The organism is Micromonospora desertarenae (assembly GCF_056150265.1).
In genome coordinates, this window is sequence record NZ_JAXCFQ010000016.1 from 140,247 (window position 1) to 158,273 (window position 18,027).

17 protein-coding genes are annotated in these 18,027 nt (G+C 75.5%); 10 read left to right on the forward strand and 7 right to left on the reverse strand.

What is annotated here, in order from left to right:
* Positions 1-27 precede the first annotated feature (27 nt).
* The 3 genes from SM577_RS27220 to SM577_RS27230 form a co-directional block, all read right to left on the reverse strand.
* Entirely contained in the window at positions 28-2,001 is a 1,974-nt protein-coding gene (locus tag SM577_RS27220; RefSeq protein WP_474588302.1) for an ABC transporter ATP-binding protein, read from the reverse strand.
* A gap of 124 nt (positions 2,002-2,125) precedes the next feature.
* Entirely contained in the window at positions 2,126-3,574 is a 1,449-nt protein-coding gene (locus SM577_RS27225; protein WP_474588303.1) for an ATP-binding protein, read from the reverse strand.
* A complete protein-coding gene (locus tag SM577_RS27230) occupies positions 3,571-5,229 on the reverse strand; it encodes an NAD(P)/FAD-dependent oxidoreductase (protein ID WP_302919825.1) in 1,659 nt (552 codons plus the stop codon). The genes SM577_RS27225 and SM577_RS27230 overlap by 4 nt, the downstream gene beginning before the upstream one ends.
* A gap of 170 nt (positions 5,230-5,399) precedes the next feature.
* On the opposite strand from SM577_RS27230, the gene SM577_RS27235 reads away from it, so the two are divergent.
* Complete coding sequence (locus SM577_RS27235) at positions 5,400-7,643, forward strand: hypothetical protein (protein ID WP_474588304.1); 2,244 nt, start codon at positions 5,400-5,402, stop codon at positions 7,641-7,643.
* Positions 7,644-7,693: 50 nt separating this feature from the next.
* Here the strand turns inward: SM577_RS27235 and SM577_RS27240 are convergent, their stop codons facing one another.
* Positions 7,694-8,113: a RidA family protein gene (locus SM577_RS27240; protein ID WP_302919827.1), complete on the reverse strand. Its 420-nt coding sequence runs from the start codon at positions 8,111-8,113 to the stop codon at positions 7,694-7,696.
* Complete coding sequence (locus tag SM577_RS27245) at positions 8,110-8,940, reverse strand: NAD(P)-dependent oxidoreductase (protein ID WP_302919828.1); 831 nt, start codon at positions 8,938-8,940, stop codon at positions 8,110-8,112. The genes SM577_RS27240 and SM577_RS27245 overlap by 4 nt, the downstream gene beginning before the upstream one ends.
* Positions 8,941-9,035: 95 nt before the next feature.
* Here SM577_RS27245 and SM577_RS27250 point away from each other — a divergent pair, with 95 nt between their 5' ends.
* From SM577_RS27250 to SM577_RS27280, 7 genes are all read left to right on the forward strand, one after another.
* On the forward strand, positions 9,036-9,929 hold the full coding sequence (locus SM577_RS27250) for a LysR family transcriptional regulator (protein WP_474588305.1): 894 nt from the start codon (positions 9,036-9,038) through the stop codon (positions 9,927-9,929).
* 22 nt (positions 9,930-9,951) lie between these two features.
* Complete coding sequence (smpB, locus tag SM577_RS27255; RefSeq protein ID WP_474580987.1) at positions 9,952-10,440, forward strand: SsrA-binding protein SmpB; 489 nt, start codon at positions 9,952-9,954, stop codon at positions 10,438-10,440.
* Between the two features lie 184 nt (positions 10,441-10,624).
* Positions 10,625-11,017 (forward strand): SCO5389 family protein, encoded by a 393-nt coding sequence (locus SM577_RS27260; protein ID WP_302919831.1) that lies wholly within the window; start codon positions 10,625-10,627, stop codon positions 11,015-11,017.
* 139 nt (positions 11,018-11,156) lie between these two features.
* A complete protein-coding gene (locus tag SM577_RS27265; RefSeq protein WP_474580988.1) occupies positions 11,157-11,582 on the forward strand; it encodes a TOBE domain-containing protein in 426 nt (141 codons plus the stop codon).
* Positions 11,579-12,358, forward strand: coding sequence for a molybdate ABC transporter substrate-binding protein (modA, locus tag SM577_RS27270; RefSeq protein ID WP_474588306.1), 780 nt, complete (start codon positions 11,579-11,581; stop codon positions 12,356-12,358). The genes SM577_RS27265 and modA overlap by 4 nt, the downstream gene beginning before the upstream one ends.
* Positions 12,359-12,363: 5 nt before the next feature.
* Complete coding sequence (locus tag SM577_RS27275) at positions 12,364-13,194, forward strand: ABC transporter permease (RefSeq protein ID WP_474588307.1); 831 nt, start codon at positions 12,364-12,366, stop codon at positions 13,192-13,194.
* Positions 13,191-14,258 (forward strand): ABC transporter ATP-binding protein, encoded by a 1,068-nt coding sequence (locus SM577_RS27280; protein WP_474588319.1) that lies wholly within the window; start codon positions 13,191-13,193, stop codon positions 14,256-14,258. The genes SM577_RS27275 and SM577_RS27280 overlap by 4 nt, the downstream gene beginning before the upstream one ends.
* A gap of 128 nt (positions 14,259-14,386) precedes the next feature.
* On the opposite strand, the gene SM577_RS27285 is transcribed toward SM577_RS27280, so the two are convergent.
* Positions 14,387-14,800 (reverse strand): type II toxin-antitoxin system Phd/YefM family antitoxin, encoded by a 414-nt coding sequence (locus SM577_RS27285; RefSeq protein ID WP_302919835.1) that lies wholly within the window; start codon positions 14,798-14,800, stop codon positions 14,387-14,389.
* 242 nt (positions 14,801-15,042) lie between these two features.
* On the opposite strand from SM577_RS27285, the gene SM577_RS27290 reads away from it, so the two are divergent.
* Both SM577_RS27290 and SM577_RS27295 read left to right on the forward strand, forming a co-directional pair.
* Positions 15,043-16,566 carry a chitinase gene (locus SM577_RS27290; protein WP_474588320.1) on the forward strand — a complete coding sequence of 508 codons (1,524 nt, stop codon included), beginning with the start codon at positions 15,043-15,045 and terminating at the stop codon, positions 16,564-16,566.
* Between the two features lie 225 nt (positions 16,567-16,791).
* Positions 16,792-17,373: a TOPRIM nucleotidyl transferase/hydrolase domain-containing protein gene (locus tag SM577_RS27295; RefSeq protein ID WP_474588308.1), complete on the forward strand. Its 582-nt coding sequence runs from the start codon at positions 16,792-16,794 to the stop codon at positions 17,371-17,373.
* On the opposite strand, the gene SM577_RS27300 is transcribed toward SM577_RS27295, so the two are convergent.
* Positions 17,344-17,919, reverse strand: a complete 576-nt coding sequence (locus SM577_RS27300; RefSeq protein ID WP_302919838.1) for a GNAT family N-acetyltransferase — start codon at positions 17,917-17,919, stop codon at positions 17,344-17,346. The two genes, SM577_RS27295 and SM577_RS27300, sit on opposite strands and share 30 nt — an antisense overlap.
* Positions 17,920-18,027: the final 108 nt, after the last annotated feature.

The following is an 18,027-nucleotide window of genomic DNA, read 5'->3' on the forward strand; positions in this document are numbered from 1 at the left end:
ACCGGGCGGGGGCGGCGAGCGGGCCGGTCAGCGGGCGACCCTGTCGCCGGACCCCGGTGCGCCGGCCAGGTAGCCGCTGGCCTGGAGGTCGAACAGCTCCCGGTAGAGGCCGTCGGCGGCCATCAGCTCGTCGTGGGTGCCGTGCTGGACCAGCCGTCCCTGGTCGAGCACGAAGATCTGGTCGGCGTGCCGGACGTTGGCCAGCCGGTGGGTGATCAGGACGACCGCCCGGTCCGGGTGCCGGCGCAGGTGCTGGAAGAGCGCGTGCTCGGCCCGGGCGTCGAGGGCGGCGGACGGCTCGTCGCAGATCAGCAGCGCGGCGTCGCGGTAGAGCCCGCGCGCGGCGACCAGCCGCTGCCACTGCCCGCCGGAGAGGTCGTGGCCGTTCTTGAACTCGCGGTCCAGCAGCGTGTCGTAGCCGTACGGCAGGTTGTCGATCACCTCGTCGGCGGCGGCCGCGCGGGCGGCGTCCCGCACGCTCGGCCCGGGCCGCCCGGGTGGCCGGTCGTGGCGGCCGATGCGGATGTTCTGCCCGGCGGTGAACGGGAACTTCCACCAGTCCTGGGTCATCACCGCCACGTGCTCGCCGACGGCGCGGGGGTCGAGGTCGGCGGTGTCCACGCCGTCCCACCGGATAGTGCCCCCGGTCGGCCGGTAGAGGCCGGCGATGAGCTTGGCCAGGGTGGTCTTGCCGGAGCCGTTCTCGCCGACCAGCGCGATCACCTGCCCCCGCCGCAGGGTGAGGCTCACCTCGTCGACGGCCGGCTGGGCGGTGTCCGGGTAGCGCAGGCTGACCCGGTCGAGCTCGATCACGTCGAAGCCGTCGACGGCCCGCCCGCCGGTGGCCGGTATCCGGCCGCTGGCGCGTTCCAAGAAGTCGCGGTAGTCCTGGTAGTAGAGGGCGTCCTCGTAGAGCGAGTTGGTGGCGAGGACCGCGACGCCGAGGCTGGTCCGGGCGGACTGGATGGCCAGCAGCGCGGTCGCCGCCGCGGCGAGCGCCACCAGCCCGCCGAGCAGCAGCGCGCCGAGGACGGCGTAGACGCCGAAGGCGGCCAGCCCGGCGACGCTGGCCCCGGCCACCCGGGTGCCGGTCTGCGACCGGACCAGGCGCAGCTGGGCCCGGGTCTCGACGGCCATCACCCGGCGGTACTCGGCGATCAGGAACCCGCGCATCTGGTAGGCGCGCACCTCGGCCGCGGTGTGCCGGTTGGCCATCAGGTGGGCCAGCATCCACATCCGCCGGCGGCGGGTGATCCGGGCCAGCATGGCCAGGTACTGCCGGCGGGCCACCCGAACCGCGGTGACCGCCTCCGGCACCGCCGCGAGCAGCAGGCAGGGCAGCAGGACCGGCTGGATGACCGCGACCGCGACCGCGGTGGCGACCATCCCGACCACCCCGGTGACCAGGTTGACCGTGTGGTCCACGATGTACGCCGCCTCGGTGATCCCGCGCTCGCGGGCGCGGTCCATCTCCTCGGCGAAGCCGGCGTCGTCGAACGCGGCGAGGTCGACCGCCGTGGTGGCCTCGAACAGCCGCAGCTCCACCTCGTAGTTGATCTGCGGGGTGAGCCGGGCCTGGGCCCAGCCGGCCGCGATCAGCAGGCCACCCCGGGCGGAGACCGCCGCGGCGGCCAGTACCAGCGCCGGCAGCGCGGCGCGCACCCGGTCCGGGGTGGGACCGGCGGCGAACAGCTCGCGCAGCACGCTGGTCGTGGCGAGCAGCCCGAACGTGGTCATCACCCCGGCCGCGACGTTCAACCCGATGGAGGCGACGGTGTCCCGGCGGCTGGTGGCCCAGGCCAGCGCCACCGCCTCGCGCACCAGCCGGGGCAACCGGCGGGCCACCGCCCGGAAGCTGGTGTGCGCGAACTCGGTGGCGTGGTGCATCCAGGCCGAGTCCTCCAGCTCGGGCAGGACCGAGCCGGTGGCGGTGTCGTCGGGCGGTTCGGCCGGTGGGTCGCCCGGCTCGGACGGGTGGCGCTGGCGGGCGATCGACTCCACGGACCCTCCCGGGCGGACGCGGGTGAACCGGACGCCGCCCGAGACTACCGACAGCGACCGACCCGTGTCGCCGCGTACACGGCGTGTCGAACGCGCGTGCCAACGGCGTGTCGGCCGGGTCGGGTCAGGGCGCCGGCTCCGGATCGGACGCCGGCGCGGTCAGCGGCAGCAGCACCCGGAAGGTGGTGGCGCCGGGGGCGGACTCGACCCGGATGTCGCCGTGGTGCTTGTGGACCACGATCCGGTACGAGATGTCGAGCCCCAGGCCGGTGCCGGTGCCGACCGGCTTGGTGGTGAAGAACGGCTCGAAGATGCGCGGGCGCACGTCGGCCGGGATGCCCGGCCCGGTGTCGGCGATCTCCACCGCGAGCAGGTCGCCGTCGCGCCCGGTCCGGACGGTCAGCGTGCCCTTCTCCCCCATCGCGCCGAGCGCGTTGTCGATCAGGTTGGTCCAGACCTGGTTGAGCTCGGCCGCGTACGCCGGAACCGGCGGGAGGCCGCGGTCGTACTCCTTGACCAGCCGGACCCCGGCGGGCAGCTTGCCCTTGAACATCACCAGGGTGGCGTCGAGCAGGTCGTGCACGTCGACCACCTGGTACGGCGCCCGGTCCAGCTGCGAGTACTGCTTGGCCGCGCCGACCAGGCCGGAGATCCGGGTGACGGCGTCGCCGATCTCCCGCATCAGCAGCTCGGTCTCGACCGTGTAGGTCAACCACCGTACGGCGGCCTCCAGGTCCGCCGCGCCCACCGCCGTCCGCACCCGGGCCAGCCACTCCTCGTCCAGCCCGCCGGCGACCAGCGTCGGCGCCAGGTCCCAGCCGGCGTCGATCCGCTGCTCCGCCAGCCAGTCGGCCAGCGCGTCCTCGGCGTCCGCGGCGGCCATCGGGCTCAGCTGCGGCGCGGCGGCCACCCGGGCGACCGCCTCCTCCTGGAGTTCCACCAGCGTGTGCAGCGCCCGCCCGTCCAGCCGCCCGTCGACGATCATCGCTAGCTTGTGCCGCATCCCGGCCACCCGGTCGCGCAGCACCGAGGTGGCCCGGACCGCCGCAGCCGCCGGGTTGTTCAGCTCGTGGGTCAGCCCCGCCGAGAGGGAACCCAGCGCCAGCAACCGTTCCCGCTCGCCGACGATGGTCTGGGCGTTCCGCATCCCGATGAACAGCCCCTCCAGCAGGTGCATCGCCATCGGGAACCAGGAGCGCACGGCGTGCGCGAAGCTCTCCGCGGGGAGCACGAAGAACTCCGCCGCGTCGACCGCCCGCAACGTGTTGCGGTAGACCTGCTCCGCCTGGTCGTCGAGGTACGCCTGGGTGGCCCCGCCGTACACCCCGCGCTGGCCGGTCCGGGTGACCACCACCTCGTCGCCGTGCACCCGCCGGCTCAGCGTCACCGCCCCGCGGAGCAGGACGAAGAAGCAGGTGGCCGGCTCGCCCTCGGCGTAGACGACGGTGCCGGCGGCGCGCTGCTCCACCCGGCCGTGCTCGGCCAGCCAGCCGAGCTGCCCGTCGTCGAGCGCCTCGAACAGGAACAGGGTGCGCAGCTGGTCCGGGGTCAGCCGGTCGGTCGGGGTGGTCACTGCGCCTCCAGGTAGCGGTGCACCAGCGAGACGGCCATGGCGCCCTCGCCGACCGCCGAGGCGACCCGTTTCACCGACTCGGCCCGTACGTCGCCGGCGGCGAAGACGCCCGGCAGGCTGGTCTCCAGGTGGTACGGATCCCGCGACAGCGCCCAGCCGGGCGGGCGTCGTCCGTCGGTGACCAGGTCCGGCCCGGTGACCACGAAGCCCCGCCGGTCCCGGAGCACCACCCCGTCGAGCCATTCGGTGCGCGGCTCCGCCCCGATGAAGATGAACAGCCAGGACGCGTCCACGGTGCGGGCCTGGCCGCTGCGGGTGTCGCAGAGGGTGAGTCGTTCCAGGTGGCCGTTGCCGGCGCCGCCGGCCACCACGGTGTGCGGGTGCACGACGACGTTGTCGATCCGGTCGAGCTGGTCGATCAGGTAACGCGACATTGAGGCGGTGAGGTCGGCACCCCGGATCAGCAGGTGCACCCGGGCGGCGTACCGGGCGAAGTGCACCGCCGCCTGGCCGGCCGAGTTGGCCCCGCCCACGATGTAGACGTCCTGCTCCACGCAGCTGGGCGCCTCGGTGGCGGTGGAGCCGTAGAAGACGCCCTGCCCGGTGAACTCGGCCAGGCCGGGGGCGTCGAGCACCCGGTAGGAGACGCCGGTGGCCAGCACCACGGTGTGCGCGGCGATCTCGGTGCCGTCGCCGAAGCGCAGCAGCCGGGCCGAGCCGGCCTCGGCCAGCCCCACCACCTCGCGCGTGCTGAGCAGCTCGGCGCCGAACTTCAGCGCCTGCCGGCGGGCCCGGTCGGTCAGCTGCGCGCCGGACACCCCGTCCGGGAAGCCCAGGTAGTTCTCGATCCGGCTGCTCTGCCCGGCCTGCCCGCCGGTGGCCCGGCGTTCGACGAGCACCGTGCGCAGTCCCTCGGAGGCGCCGTACACCGCCGCGCCGAGGCCGGCCGGGCCGCCGCCGACCACCACCAGGTCGTAGAAGTCGGCCGCGGGCACCACGGTGAGCCCGGCCAGCCCGGCCAGCTCCGCCTCGGTCGGGGCGATCAACGCCTTGCCCTCGCCGGTGACGACCAGCGGCAGGTCCGCCTCGGTCGCCCCGGCCGCGGCGAGCAGCCGGACGCCCTCCGGATCGTCGGCGAGCAGCCAGCGGAAGGGGACCAGGTTGCGGGCCAGGAAGTCGCGCACCGCGAACGAGGGGGCGGACCAGCGGTGGCCGACCACCCGGATCTCGGTCGCCGTGGCGTCCGGGCTGGCCGCCCACGCCTCCAGCAGCGTGTCGACCACCGGGTAGAGCTTCTCCTCCGGCGGGTGCCACGGCTTGAGCAGGTAGTGGTCCAGGTCGACGAGGTTGATCGCGTCGATCGCGGCGTCGGTGTCCGCGTACGCGGTGAGCAGCACCCGGCGGGCGGCCGGGAAGAGGTCCATCGCGGTCTCCAGGAACTCGATGCCGTTCATCTCCGGCATCCGGTAGTCGGCCAGCAGCACCGCCACCTGTTCGCCCCGGAGTTTGAGCTCCCGCAGCGCCGTCAGCCCCTCCGCGCCGGAGGCCGCCCGGACCACCCGGTACCGGTCGCCGTAGCGGCGGCGCAGGTCGCGGGCGACCGCGCGGGACACCACCGGGTCGTCGTCGATGCTCAGGATCACCGGGTTCGCCATGGCGTGATCCAACCACCCGCCGGCCCGGCGCCGCAGCACCGCGGGTGGCCGGCTGTGGGGCGGGCGGCGCGGCGGCACGGTTGACCGGCCGCGGGGCGGGTAGACGGGCGCGGCGCCAGGTGGCTGGCGGCACCGGGGCCGGCGGTGGCCGGTGACGTCTCGGGGGGCCGATGTCCGATGGACCGGCGACGTCGCACGACGTCGTGGAGCTGCGGGTGCACGGGGTGTCCGGCGCGGGCGCCGACCAGGTGCTGGACCGCCCGAACGTGACACAGGTGGCCGGGGACCGCAGCGGCGGCTTCTTCCGGCCGCGCCCCGGCTACCCGGACACCCGCGGGCCGGCCGGGGTGGTGCTGGAGGCGTACCGCTGGAGCGACCTGCCCTCGGGCACCGCGATCCGGACGCTGTCGCTGGTCTTCCTGCTGCCCTTCATGCTCTGCAACGTGGCGATCTGGATGCGTCCGCGCGGCCTGGGTCGCAGCGAACTCGTGATCAAGGCGCTCTGCCGGGTGCTGGCGCTCTCGCTGACCGCCCTGTACGTGCTCTCCATCGTCGGGGTGGCGCTGGACCTGGTCGCCTGGCGGTGCCTGGCGTCGCCGCAGTGCCTCACCGAGCGCACCTGGCTGTCCTGGCTCGGCGACCGGCCGGCCGGGCTGCGGCTGGCCGTGCTCTCGATCGTGCCGATCGCCGCGATCGGTCTGGTCTGGCGGCTCGGCGCCCGCCCGGGCCGCAACTTCGACGCGTTCCGGGCGCCGGCCGCCACCACCGCCAGCGTGCACCAGCTCAGTGCGGTGGGCCAGTGGGACGCCGCGCCGCTGGTCGGGCGGCTGCGGTCGATCCACGTCGCGGCCGCGTTCGGCACGCTGGACGCCGCCCTGCTCACCGCGCGGGCCCGGGCGGACGCCTCCGCCGCCACCGTCGCGCTCTCGGTGGCCACCGGCGCGGTGCTGGTGGCCTGTCTCGCGCTGGTCTGCGCGCATCCGGTGATCGACCAGACCGACGCGGGCCGGGGGGTCGACCGGGTGGCCCGTTGGCTCCGGTTCACCGCCAGCGGGCTGACCGTCCTGGTGCTCGTCGCGGTGGCGGCGCACCGGGCGCCCTGGCCCGACGTGGTCAGCCTGCCCGGGCACGGGGAGATGGTCACGTACCTGCTGGTCTTCCAGACCGTCCTGCTGGCCGGGCTCGGGACGCTGGTGCTGTGGCTGCGGGTCCGCCGCAGCGGCTGGCGGCCGCGGGGCCGGCGCGGCGGCGGGCCGCTGCGCGGGCTGGGCGCGCCGATCATCGCGGCCGCCGCCACCGGCCTGGCGGCGGCGTTCTCCGCCGAGCTGGTCTACCGGGTGGCGGACTTCCTCGACCGCAACGAGCCGACCGCGGACCGGGTGCTGCTCAGCCCGCCGCTGATGTACAAGTGGGCGATCTTCGGCTTCTTCCTCGCGGTGCTCGCCATGGTGTTCGCCGCCGCGCTGGTCACCGTGACCACCCGGCGCCGTCGGTTGCGCGCCGCCGCGGCGACCGTCGCCCGGGACTTCCCCGACGCCCCGCCCGAGGCGGCGCCCCGGCTGCGGCAGGTCACCCGGACGATCGCGCGGGCCCGGTTCACCGAGCGGTTGGAGCCGCTCGCCGCGGTGTACGCCTGCCTGATCGCGCTCGGCATGGCCACCAGCGTCCTCGGGCTCGTCGGCATCCATCCGGGCGACTTCGTCCAGCGGTACCTCGGGCTGCCGGCCGGCATGGTCAACTTCGGCATCGGCATCGGCAGCTACGTGGTCGCGGCGGTGGTGCTGGTCCTGGTGGTGGGGGGCATCTTCGCCTACCGGACGGCCGAGTTCCGCCGGTACATCGGGGTGGTGTGGGACCTCGGCACCTTCTGGCCGCGGGCCGCCCATCCGTTCGCGCCGCCCTGCTACGCGGAACGGGCCGTGCCGGAGCTGAGCCGGCGGATCACCTACCTCGCCGAGAGCGGCGTCGGGGTGCTGCTGGCCGGGCACAGTCACGGCTCGGTGCTGCTCGCCGCGACCGTGCTCCAGTTGCCGCCGCACGTCAGCGGCCGGGTGGCCCTGCTGACGTACGGGTCGCCGCTGCGCCGGCTCTACACCCGCCTCTTCCCCGAGTACGTCAACCCGGACGTGCTGCGCGAGGTGGGCGACCGGGTCGGCTGGCGGTGGCTGAACCTGTGGCGCGACACCGACCAGATCGGCGGCTGGATCTTCTCCCCGCACCGCCGGGGCGAGGCGCCGACCGTGCTCGGGCCGGCGGGCGCCGTCGACCGGCGGCTGCGCGACCCGTGGGACGTGCTGCCACCGCCGAGCGACAGCGTCCCGCCGCCGATTCTCGGGCACTGGCCGGGCGAGTCCGACGAGCGCTTCGCCGAGGCGGTCCGGGAACTGGCCGAGCGGCTCCGCCGGCAGGCGTAGCGCTGATCGCCGGGATCGCGGCGGCCCGGGCGGGCCGGTCCGCCCGGCGGTCAGGCCCGCCCGGGCGGCACGGCCGCGGTCACCTCCACCTCGATCAGCGCGTCGGGCAGGAACAGCCGGCTCACCTCCACCGTGGTGCTGGCCGGTGGCGGTACGGCGGTGAAGAGCCGGCGCCGGACCGTGGCGTAGCCGGGCAGGTCACCGAGGTCGGTGAGGAAGGTCCGGATGTGCAGCACGTCGTCCAGGGTCGCGCCGTGGGCGGCGAGCAGCCCACCGACGATCTCGAAGATCCGTTCGGACTGCGCGACGATGTCGCCCGGCCCGACCACGCGACCGGCGTCGTCGACGGCCACCTGACCGGCGAGCACGAGCAGGGCGCCCCCGCCGGCCAGGTCGAGGCGGGCCAGGTGGGCGAAGCGGTCGCCGAACGGGGCGGCGACGGTGCTCGGGTTGTCGAGGGTGAGCTTCACAGGGACTCCCGGGTGACGAGGGTGACGAGGGTGGCGATGTCGGCGGTGGGGTCGGGGGCGGCGGCCAGCGCGGTCCGGGCCGCGGTGACCAGCGGTGCCGGCAGGCCGTCGAGGGCGTCCCGCACCAGGTCGAGGTCCTTGCCGGCGAGCGCGACCGGGAAGTCGGCGTCCGGGGCGGTGGCCCGGGCCAGCGCGCCGGCGAGCGGGCCCCCGGCCAGCGCGTCCAGCGCGGTGCGCCGGTCGACGCCGACCGCGCCGGCCACCGCGAGCGTGTCGGCCAGCCCGGTGACCGCTACCAGCAGCGCGGTGTTGAGCACCAGCTTCAGCGCGGCGCCGCTGCCGAGGTCGCCGCAGTGCCGGACGCTGCCGAGCGCGGCGAGGACCGGGGTGACCCGCTCGACCGCCGGTCCGGCGCCGCCGGCGAAGACCCGCAGCCGGCCGGCCCGGGCGGCGGCGACGCTGCCCCCGACCGGGGCGTCGACCAGGTCGACCGCCGGGGGCAACCGGCGGGCCAGGTCCCGCACCGCGGCCGGGCCGATGGTCGACATCTCGACGAGGCAGGCGCCCGGAGCCAGCGCCGGCGCCGCGCCGTCCGGACCGGACAGCACCGCGTCGACGGCGGCGGCGTCGGTGAGCATGGTGACGACGACCTCGGCCCGACCGACGGCGTCGGGCGGGGCGGCGGCCACCCGGGCGCCGGCCCGCTGGAGCGGGGCGGTGCGGGCGGCGGTGCGGTTCCACACCGTCACCCGGTGCCCGGTGTCCAGCAGGCGCTGGGCGATCGACGCCCCCATCCGGCCCGTGCCGAGTACGGCGATCTCTGTCATGCCGGCAACGGTAGGAGTTCCGGACCGATGCCACCAACGAATGTTGATGATGCCTGCCATGCTTGCGTTGCATGGCTGGCGGTAGCCTGCCGGTCATGCAGTCGCACGCTCTCGACGTGTTCCGCACGGTGGCCCGGCACGGGTCGATCACCGCCGCCGCGCGGGAACTCCGCTACACCCAGTCGGCGGTGTCCCGGCAGATCGCCGCCCTGGAGGCCGACCTCGGGGTGGTGCTCTTCGACCGGCTGCCGCGTGGCGTCGCGCTGACCGAACCGGGGCGCTGCCTGCTGCCGCACGCCGAGGCGGTGCTGGAACGGCTGGACACGGTGCACCGGGAACTGGACGCGCTGCGCGGGCTGGGCGCCGGTCGGCTCCGGGTCGGGGCGTTCCCCACCGCGATGGCGGCCCTCGTGCCGCGCGCGCTGGCCGCGTTCCGGGACGCGCACCCGCAGGTGGCGCTCTCCCTGGTGGAGGGGCGAACGCCGGCCCTGCTGGAGCGGCTGCTCGCCGGCGACGCCGACCTGGCGGTGGTCACCGCGCCGCCGGACCAGCCGCTGGACGGCGGCCGCTTCTACCTGCGCCACCTGCTCGACGAGCGGCTGCTGGTGGCGGTGCCGCGCGGGCACCGGCTGGCCCGGCGGCGCACGGTGCGCCTCGCCGAACTGGCCGACGACTCGTTCGTCACCGGTTCGACCGGCGCCGACGACCCGCTGATGCGGGCCGCCATGCCGCCCGGCTTCCGGCCCCGGATCGACATCGTCGCGGCCGACTGGACCGGCAAGCTGGGCTGTGTGGCGGCCGGGCTGGGGGTCGCGCTCGTGCCGGCGCTGGCCGTCCGGGCCACCCCGGCCGACCTGGTGCTGCTCCGGCTGCACCCCGACGACGCACCGGTCCGGCAGGTGTACGCGGCCACGGTCGCCGGGCGGCACCGGTCGCCCGCGGTCGACCGGCTGCTCGACGGCCTCACCGCCCAGGCCCGGGCCGGCTGACCCGGCGGCTATCCTTCGCCGGGTGGACCGGTCCCGGCAGACCCGCACCCTGATCGCCTCGAACAAGCGGGCGCGGCACGACTACACGGTGCTCAAGACGTACGAGGCGGGGATCGTGCTGGCCGGCACCGAGGTGAAGTCGCTGCGCGAGGGCCGGGCGTCGCTGGTCGACGCGTTCGCCCAGGAACGCGACGGCGAGCTGATGCTGTACGGCCTGCACATCGCCGAGTACGGCTTCGGCAGCTGGACCAACCACGCGCCCCGGCGGACCCGCAAGCTGCTGCTGCACCGGGTGGAGATCGACCGGATCCGGGAGAAGGTCCGGGAGGGCGGCCTGACCCTGGTGCCGCTGTCGATGTACTTCGCCAACGGCTGGGCCAAGGTCGAACTCGCCCTGGCCAAGGGCCGCCGGTCATACGACAAGCGGCAGGCGCTGGCCGAGCGGGACGCCAACCGCGAGATCGCCCGCGAGCTGGGCCGGCACCTGAAGGGGCGCGGCCGGCGCGGCTGACCGCCCGGCACACCGCCCGGCACACCTCGTCCCGCACCCCACCACCGCCGGCGGCCGACCCGCGCCGCCGATGCGACGCGCCCGGAACCTGTTGACGCCCCGTCGACCCCTGTGGTGTCCTCAGTGCACGCCGGTAATGGAAACCGTGTTCATTGCCAATCAGCGTTGCACCCGAGGAGGAGCCATGTCGCTCACCGTTCCGCCCGCCCTGCTGGACGCCGCCGAGCGCGGCCCGGTCGACGACGCCGAGTTCGTCGCCTGCGTCCGCGACTCCCTGCCGTACGCCTTCGAGACGGTGCGCCGGGTGGTGGCCGAACTGGAGGCCACCGGCGCCGACCACGCCGACGACGCCGTCCCGCCACCCACCGAGACCGAGCGCGGTCAACTGCTGCGGGCGATGGCGAGCGACGCGATCCGGGGTGGCCTGGAGCGGCACTTCAACGTCCGGCTCGCCTTCCAGAACTGCCACCGGGTGGCCGCGTTCCGCCCGGCCGCCGTCGACTCCGCGGCGTACCGGGGCTTCGTCTCCGCCCGGGGGCAGCTGCTCAACCAGTCCCCGGAACTGCGCAACTGCTGACCGGCGGGTCGGGACGTCCCGGGCCGGCCGGGACGTCCCGACACCACCCGCAGGTGCGAGGCGCAAGCGCCGGCTGACCGGGGATCTGCGGGCCGCCCACCCGGTTCCGGTTCGCAGCTGCGTCGGCTAGGGTGAGCCCGTGACGAGGTTCCGGATCGGGGAGGCCGCCGAACTGCTCGGCGTCAGCCCGGACACCGTACGGCGGTGGATCGACGGCGGCCGGCTGGCCGCCGTCCGCGACGAGCACGGCCACCGGGTGGTCGACGGGGTCGACCTGGCCGCGTACGCCCGGTCGCAGGCGGCCGACCCGGACGACCGCTCGGACGCCTCCTCGGCCCGCAACCGGCTGCGCGGCATCGTGGTCAACGTCGTCAAGGACACCGTGATGGCGCAGGTCGACATCCAGGCCGGCCCGTTCCGGATCGTGTCGCTGATGAGCCGGGAGGCGGTCGACGATCTCGACCTGCGGGTCGGCGCGGTGGCGGTAGCGGTGATCAAGTCGACCACCGTGGTGGTGGAGCGCGGCGGGCCGGTCGGCGCCGGCCGCGGTCGGGGCACGTCGTGAGGCGGGTACGCGTCGCCCTGGCCGGGGCCGCGGTGGCCGCCCTGGTCGCCGGGTGCGGCGGCGACCAGGCGGGCGGGCCGGCCGGCGCGAGCGGCGGCGTCACCGGCACGGTGAGCGTCTTCGCGGCCGCGTCGCTGACCGAGTCCTTCACCCGGATCGGCCGGGACTTCGAGGCCGCCCACCCGGGCACCACAGTGGTCTTCAACTTCGCCGGCAGCTCCGCGCTGGCCACCCAGATCAACCAGGGCGCGCCGGCCGACGTCTTCGCCTCGGCCGCCGCGCTCACCATGGCCACCGTCACCGAGGCCGGCAACGCCGACGGCACGCCGGCCACGTTCACCCGCAACCAGTTGGTCATCGCCGTGCCGGCCGGCAACCCGAAGGGCATCACCGGCCTCGCCGACCTGGCGGACCGGGGCGTGAAGGTGGCGCTCTGCGCCGACCAGGTGCCCTGCGGCGCGGCCGCGCGCAGCGCGCTGGACGCGGCGTCGGTGGCGCTCACCCCGGTCACCCTGGAGCAGGACGTGAAGGGGGCGCTGTCCAAGGTGACGCTTGGCGAGGTCGACGCCGCCCTGGTCTACCGAACGGACGCCCGGGCGGCCGCGGCGAAGGTGACCGGCGTCGAGTTCCCCGAGTCGGCGCGGGCCGTCACCGACTACCCGATCGTCGCGCTCCGGGACGCGCCGAACCCGGCGGGCGGACGGGCGTTCGTCGAGTACGTCCGCTCCGGCCGAGGGCAGGCGGTGCTCGCCGAGGCCGGGTTCCAGGCCCCGTAGCGCCGATGCCCCGCACCGACACCCCGGCCCCGCGCCGGGTCAGGCCGCCCCGGCCCCGCCTGGGCATCCCGGTCGGGCTGCTGCTCCCGGCGGCCCTCGGGCTGGTCTTCCTCACCCTGCCGCTGATCGGGCTGCTGGCCCGTACGCCCTGGGCCGACCTGCCGCGGCGGCTCGCCGAGCCCGGCGTGCTCACCGCGCTGCGGCTCTCGCTGCTGACCGCCACCCTGGCCACCCTGCTCTGCCTGCTGCTCGGGGTGCCGCTGGCCTGGCTGCTGGCCCGGGTGCGGTTCCCCGGCCGGCGGCTGGTCCGCGCCCTGGTCACCGTGCCGCTGGTACTGCCGCCGGTGGTCGGCGGGGTGGCGCTGCTGCTGGTCTTCGGCCGGCGCGGGCTGCTCGGTGGCTGGCTCGACGCGACGTTCGGCATCACCCTGCCGTTCACCACCGCCGGCGTGGTGCTCGCCGAGGCGTTCGTCGCGATGCCGTTCCTGGTCATCGCCGTGGAGGGCGCGCTGCGCGGGGCGGACCAGCGCTACGAGGAGGCGGCCGCCACCCTCGGCGCCGGGCGGTGGACCACCTTCACCCACGTCACCGTGCCGCTGGTGGCCCCCGGGCTGGCCGCCGGCGCGGTGCTCTGCTGGGCCCGGGCGTTGGGCGAGTTCGGCGCCACCATCACCTTCGCCGGCAACTACCCGGGCCGGACGCAGACCATGCCGCTGGCGGTCTACCTGGCGCTGGAGACCGACCTGGAGGCGGCCGTGGTGCTCAGCCTGATCCTGCTCACCGTCTCGGTGGCCATCCTCGCCGCCCTGCGCGACCGGTGGATCACCAGCCCGTGACCGCCGCGCTGCTCGACGCCCACCTCGTCGCCGACCGGGGCACGTTCCGCCTCGACGTGCCGCTGCGGATCGCCGCCGGCGAGGTGGTCGCGCTGCTCGGCCCGAACGGCGCCGGCAAGACCACCGCGCTGCGCGCGCTCGCCGGCCTGCACCCGTTGACCGACGGGCACGTCACGCTGGCCGGCGTGGACCTGGACCGGCCCCGGCGCCGGGTGCGTACGCCGACCGAACGCCGGCCGGTCGGCGTGGTCTTCCAGGACTACCTGCTCTTCCCGCACCTGAGCGCGCGGGACAACGTGGCCTTCGGGCTCCGCCGGCACGGCGTCGACCGGCGCGCCGCCCGCCGGGCGGCGATGGACTGGCTCGACCGGGTGGGGCTGGCCGAGCACGCCCACCGGCGGCCCCGGCAGCTCTCCGGCGGGCAGGCCCAGCGGGTGGCACTGGCCCGCGCGCTCGCCGTCACGCCGTCCCTGCTGCTGCTGGACGAGCCGCTCGCCGCCCTGGACGCGCGGACCCGGCTGGACACCCGCGCCGAACTGCACCGGCACCTGGCCGCCCACCCGGGGGCGACGCTGCTGGTCACCCACGACCCGCTGGACGCGCTGGTGCTGGCCGACCGGCTGGTCATCGTCGAGGACGGCCGGGTGGTGCAGGAGGGCGACGCCGCCACCGTGACCGCCCGGCCGCGCACCGACTACGTGGCCCGGCTGGTGGGGCTGAACCTGCACCGCGGCACGGCGGAGGGGCACGTCGTCCGGGTCGCCGACGACCTGGCGCTCACCGTCGCCGAGCGGCTCGACGGGGACGCCTTCGTGGCCTTCCGGCCGGCGGCGGTGGCCCTGCACCCGGACCGCCCCGAGGGCAGCCCCCGCAACACCTGGCCGGCCCGGGTGAGCGGGGTACAGCGCCACGGCGACAACCTGCGGGTGCAGTTGGACGGCCCGATCGTGGTGGCCGCGGACGTCACCCCGGCGGCCGCCGCCCAGCTGCGCCTGGTGCCCGGGCAGCCGGTCTGGGCGGCGGTGAAGGCCGCCGAGACCCACGCGTACCCGGCCGGCGGCTGACCCGGTCGGCCGGCCGCCCGGGGCGATCCGGGCGCGGGCCCGTGGACCGATCGGCGCCAGGTCCGGGCGATCTCCGGCTCGGCGCGGGATGACCCGGCTGTGGGGCGACCGGTGGCGGCCCGGACCGCTCAGCGGGGCAGCAGGTCGGCGTGCGCGGCCCGCAGCCGGGTCAGCCGGGGGTCGCTGCCCGGCACGACCCGCCGGTCCAGCTCGGCCCAGACCTCGGCGAGCGCGGTGCGGAGCGTACTCAGCTCGGCGGCGTGCCGCCGGCCGCTCTGCCGGTGCAGCTCGTCGAGGCGGCGGGCCCAGCCGGCGGTGACCTCGGCGAGCCGGTCGGCGTCGGCGCGGGCCTGGGCGGCGGTGCGGGCGGCGGCGGCCGGCACGATCGCGGCCACCGGACGGGCGTCGCGGTCGCGGGTGAGCACGGTGACGGTGTCGGTCAGCTCGGCGAGCGCGACGAGCTGGGTCAGCCGGGTGCGCGCCTCGCGCAGGGGCAGCGAGCGCGGCGGGGCCGGCTGCGGGGTGCGGGCGGGGACAGCCATGGATGCATGGTGACCGCCGGGTACGACAAATCCCCCGCCGGACGTCCGGGATGGACTGATGGCCGGCGGAGGCCGGTCGCCACCGCCGCCCCGGCGTCGGGTCACCTGCGCCGGGCGGACCCGCGGCACCGAGGGCCGGACAGGGGGCTGGACATCTACAGTTAACAATCCTAATAATTGTGCATCCGTCGATCCGACGGCCCTCGAACCGGGAGGTCCGGATGCGTCGCCCTGCCCGAAACCTGTTGCTGGCCGCGGTCGCGGCCCTCGCCACCGCCGCCGCCAGCACGCTCGTCCTGGCCGCCCCGGCCCGGGCCGCCGGCCCGACCGCCACCTTCGTCAAGACCGCCGACTGGGGCACCGGTTGGGAGGGCAAGTACACCATCACCAACGGCGGCACCGGCACGATCAACGGCTGGCAGGTCGCCTTCAGCCTGCCGGCCGGCACCACGCTCGGGTCCTACTGGGACTCCACGGTGACCAGCGCCGGCCAGCGGCACACCTTCACCAACCGCTCGTGGAACGGCACCATCGCGCCCGGCGCCTCGGTCTCGTTCGGTTTCCTGGCCACCGGTGCCGGCTCCCCCACCGACTGCACGCTCAACGGTGCGCCGTGCGGCGGCGGCGGCCCGACCAGCCCGCCCACCACGACGCCGCCGACCAGCACGCCCCCGACCACGCCGCCGCCGACGACCCCGCCGCCCACCACACCGCCGCCCACCACGCCACCCCCGGGTGGGCTGCCCAAGCACGCGCTGATCGGCTACCTGCACGCCAGCTTCGCCAACGGCTCCGGCTACCTGCGGATGGCCGACGTGCCGGCCGACTGGGACATCATCAACCTGGCCTTCGGCGAACCCACCTCGGTCACCTCCGGCGACATCCGGTTCCAGCTCTGCCCGGCTGCCGAGTGCCCGGGCGTCGAGACCGAGGCCGAGTTCATCGCCGCGATCCGCGCCAAGCAGCAGCAGGGCAAGAAGGTGCTGCTCTCCATCGGCGGGCAGAACGGGCAGGTGCAGCTCACCACGACCGCCGCCCGGGACACCTTCGTCCGGTCGGTCTCGGCGATCATCGACCGGTACGGCCTGAACGGGCTGGACATCGACTTCGAGGGGCACTCGCTCTACCTGAACGCCGGCGACACCGACTTCCGCAACCCCACCACACCGGTGATCGTCAACCTGATCTCCGCGATCCGCGCGCTGAAGCAGCGGTACGGGGCCAACTTCGTGCTCACCATGGCGCCGGAGACGTTCTTCGTCCAGCTCGGCTACCAGTTCTACGGGCCGGGGCCGTGGGGCGGGCAGGACCCGCGCGCCGGGTCGTACCTGCCGGTGATCCACGCGCTGCGCGACGACCTGACCGTGCTGCACGTGCAGGACTACAACTCCGGACCGATCGTCGGGCTGGACAACCAGTACCACACGATGGGCGGGGCCGACTTCCACATCGCGATGACCGACATGCTGCTCGCCGGGTTCCCGGTGGCCGGCAACGCCAACGCCGTCTTCCCGCCGCTGCGCGAGGACCAGGTCGCCTTCGGCGCGCCGTCCTCGGTCAGCGCCGGCAACGGCTACGTCGCCCCGGCCGGCGTGCAGGCGGCGGTGAGCTGCCTGGTACGCGGCCAGAGCTGCGGGTCGTACACCCCGCGCAGCGGCACCAACCCCAACTTCCGCGGCCTGATGACCTGGTCGATCAACTGGGACCGCTACTACAACTGGGAGTTCCGGCTCAACCACGGCCCCTTCCTGAAGGCGCTGCCCTGACCGGCGGCGCCGCTCGCCCGCCCCGGTGCCCCGGCGCCCCGGCCAACCTCGGCCGGGGCGCCGCCGGGCGACCGGGGGCACCGCCGGGCCGAGCGGGGCGCAGTCCGGCCGACCGGGGCGCCGTGGCCTCCGGTTCGGGGGCGGCAGCCGGTGCGCCCGGCGAATTGCGGTGGGCGCGCGGCGCGGTCGCCGGCATGATGTCCGGGACCGAGCTGGAGGTGTGCCGTGCTGATCGAACTCGACGCCGCCGTCGACGCGCGCGCCGTCGTCCTGGTCGAGGGGGCCAGCGACCGGGCCGCGGTGCTGACCCTCGCCGCACGGCGCGGTCGTGACCTGGCCGCCGAGGGCGTACGGGTGGTGGCGATGGGCGGCGTGACCAACCTCGGCCACTTCCTCGCCCGGCTCGGCCCGGCCGGGCGCGACCTGCGGCTGGCCGGCCTCTACGACGAGAACGAGGAGGGCTTCGTCCGGCGCAGCCTGGAGCTGGCCGGCCTCGGCACCGGCCTGTCCCGGGCGGCCATGGCGGACCTCGGCTTCCACGCCTGCGTCGCCGACCTGGAGGACGAACTCATCCGCGCGGTCGGCCCCGCCGGCGTCCGGGAGGTGTTCGCCGCCCAGGGCGAGGCGCACTCCTTCGAGATCTTCCAGCGGCAGCCGGCACAGCAGGGCCGCCCGGTCAGCGCCCAGCTGCGCCGGTTCCTCGGCACCCGGGCCGGCCGCAAGGAGGCGTACGGGCGGCTGCTGGTCGAGGCGGTGGAGCCGGACCGGGTGCCCCGGTCACTGGACGCGGTGCTCGGGCACGTCTGATCCGCCGCGCCACTCGGGCGCCAGGACCGACCACACCTCGATGTCGACGCGCCGACCGGCCGGGCCGGGATAGACCTGCCGCAGCGTTCCGTCGTGGTGCATGCCGAGCCGGCGGGCGACGGCGATGCTGCGGGCGTTCTCGGCGTTGGTCCGCCACTCCACCCGCTGGATGCCCCGCTCCCGCACGGCCCAGTCGACGATCCGGCCGACCGCGCGGCTGATCAGGCCGCGTCCCTCGGCGCCGGGTTCCAGCCAGCAGCCCGCCTCGGCCACCCCGACGGTCACGTCGAACGAGACGAACATGACGCCGCCGACCAGGGTGCCGGACCGCCAGATCCCCCAGATGCCGCCGGCGTCGCGCGCCCAGCGGTCGGCGTAGCGCTGCAGCACGGCGCGGGCCGAGGGCAGGTCGGTGGCCACGAAGGACGGTGACACCCAGGGCGCGATGTGCTCCCGGGCCCGGTCCAGGTGGGCCAGGAACTCCTCGGCCAGCCACGGGTCGAGCGGACGCAGCTCCGCGTCCTCGGTCAGGGGCAGGGCGAACACGGAACCTCCGTCGCGTGCGGGACAGGTCGCCCCCGATCTTGCCGCCGGCCGCGACCGGCGGCCCGAGCGCCCCCGGCAGGAAAGGGACAGCTGAGGACTTCCGGGTGT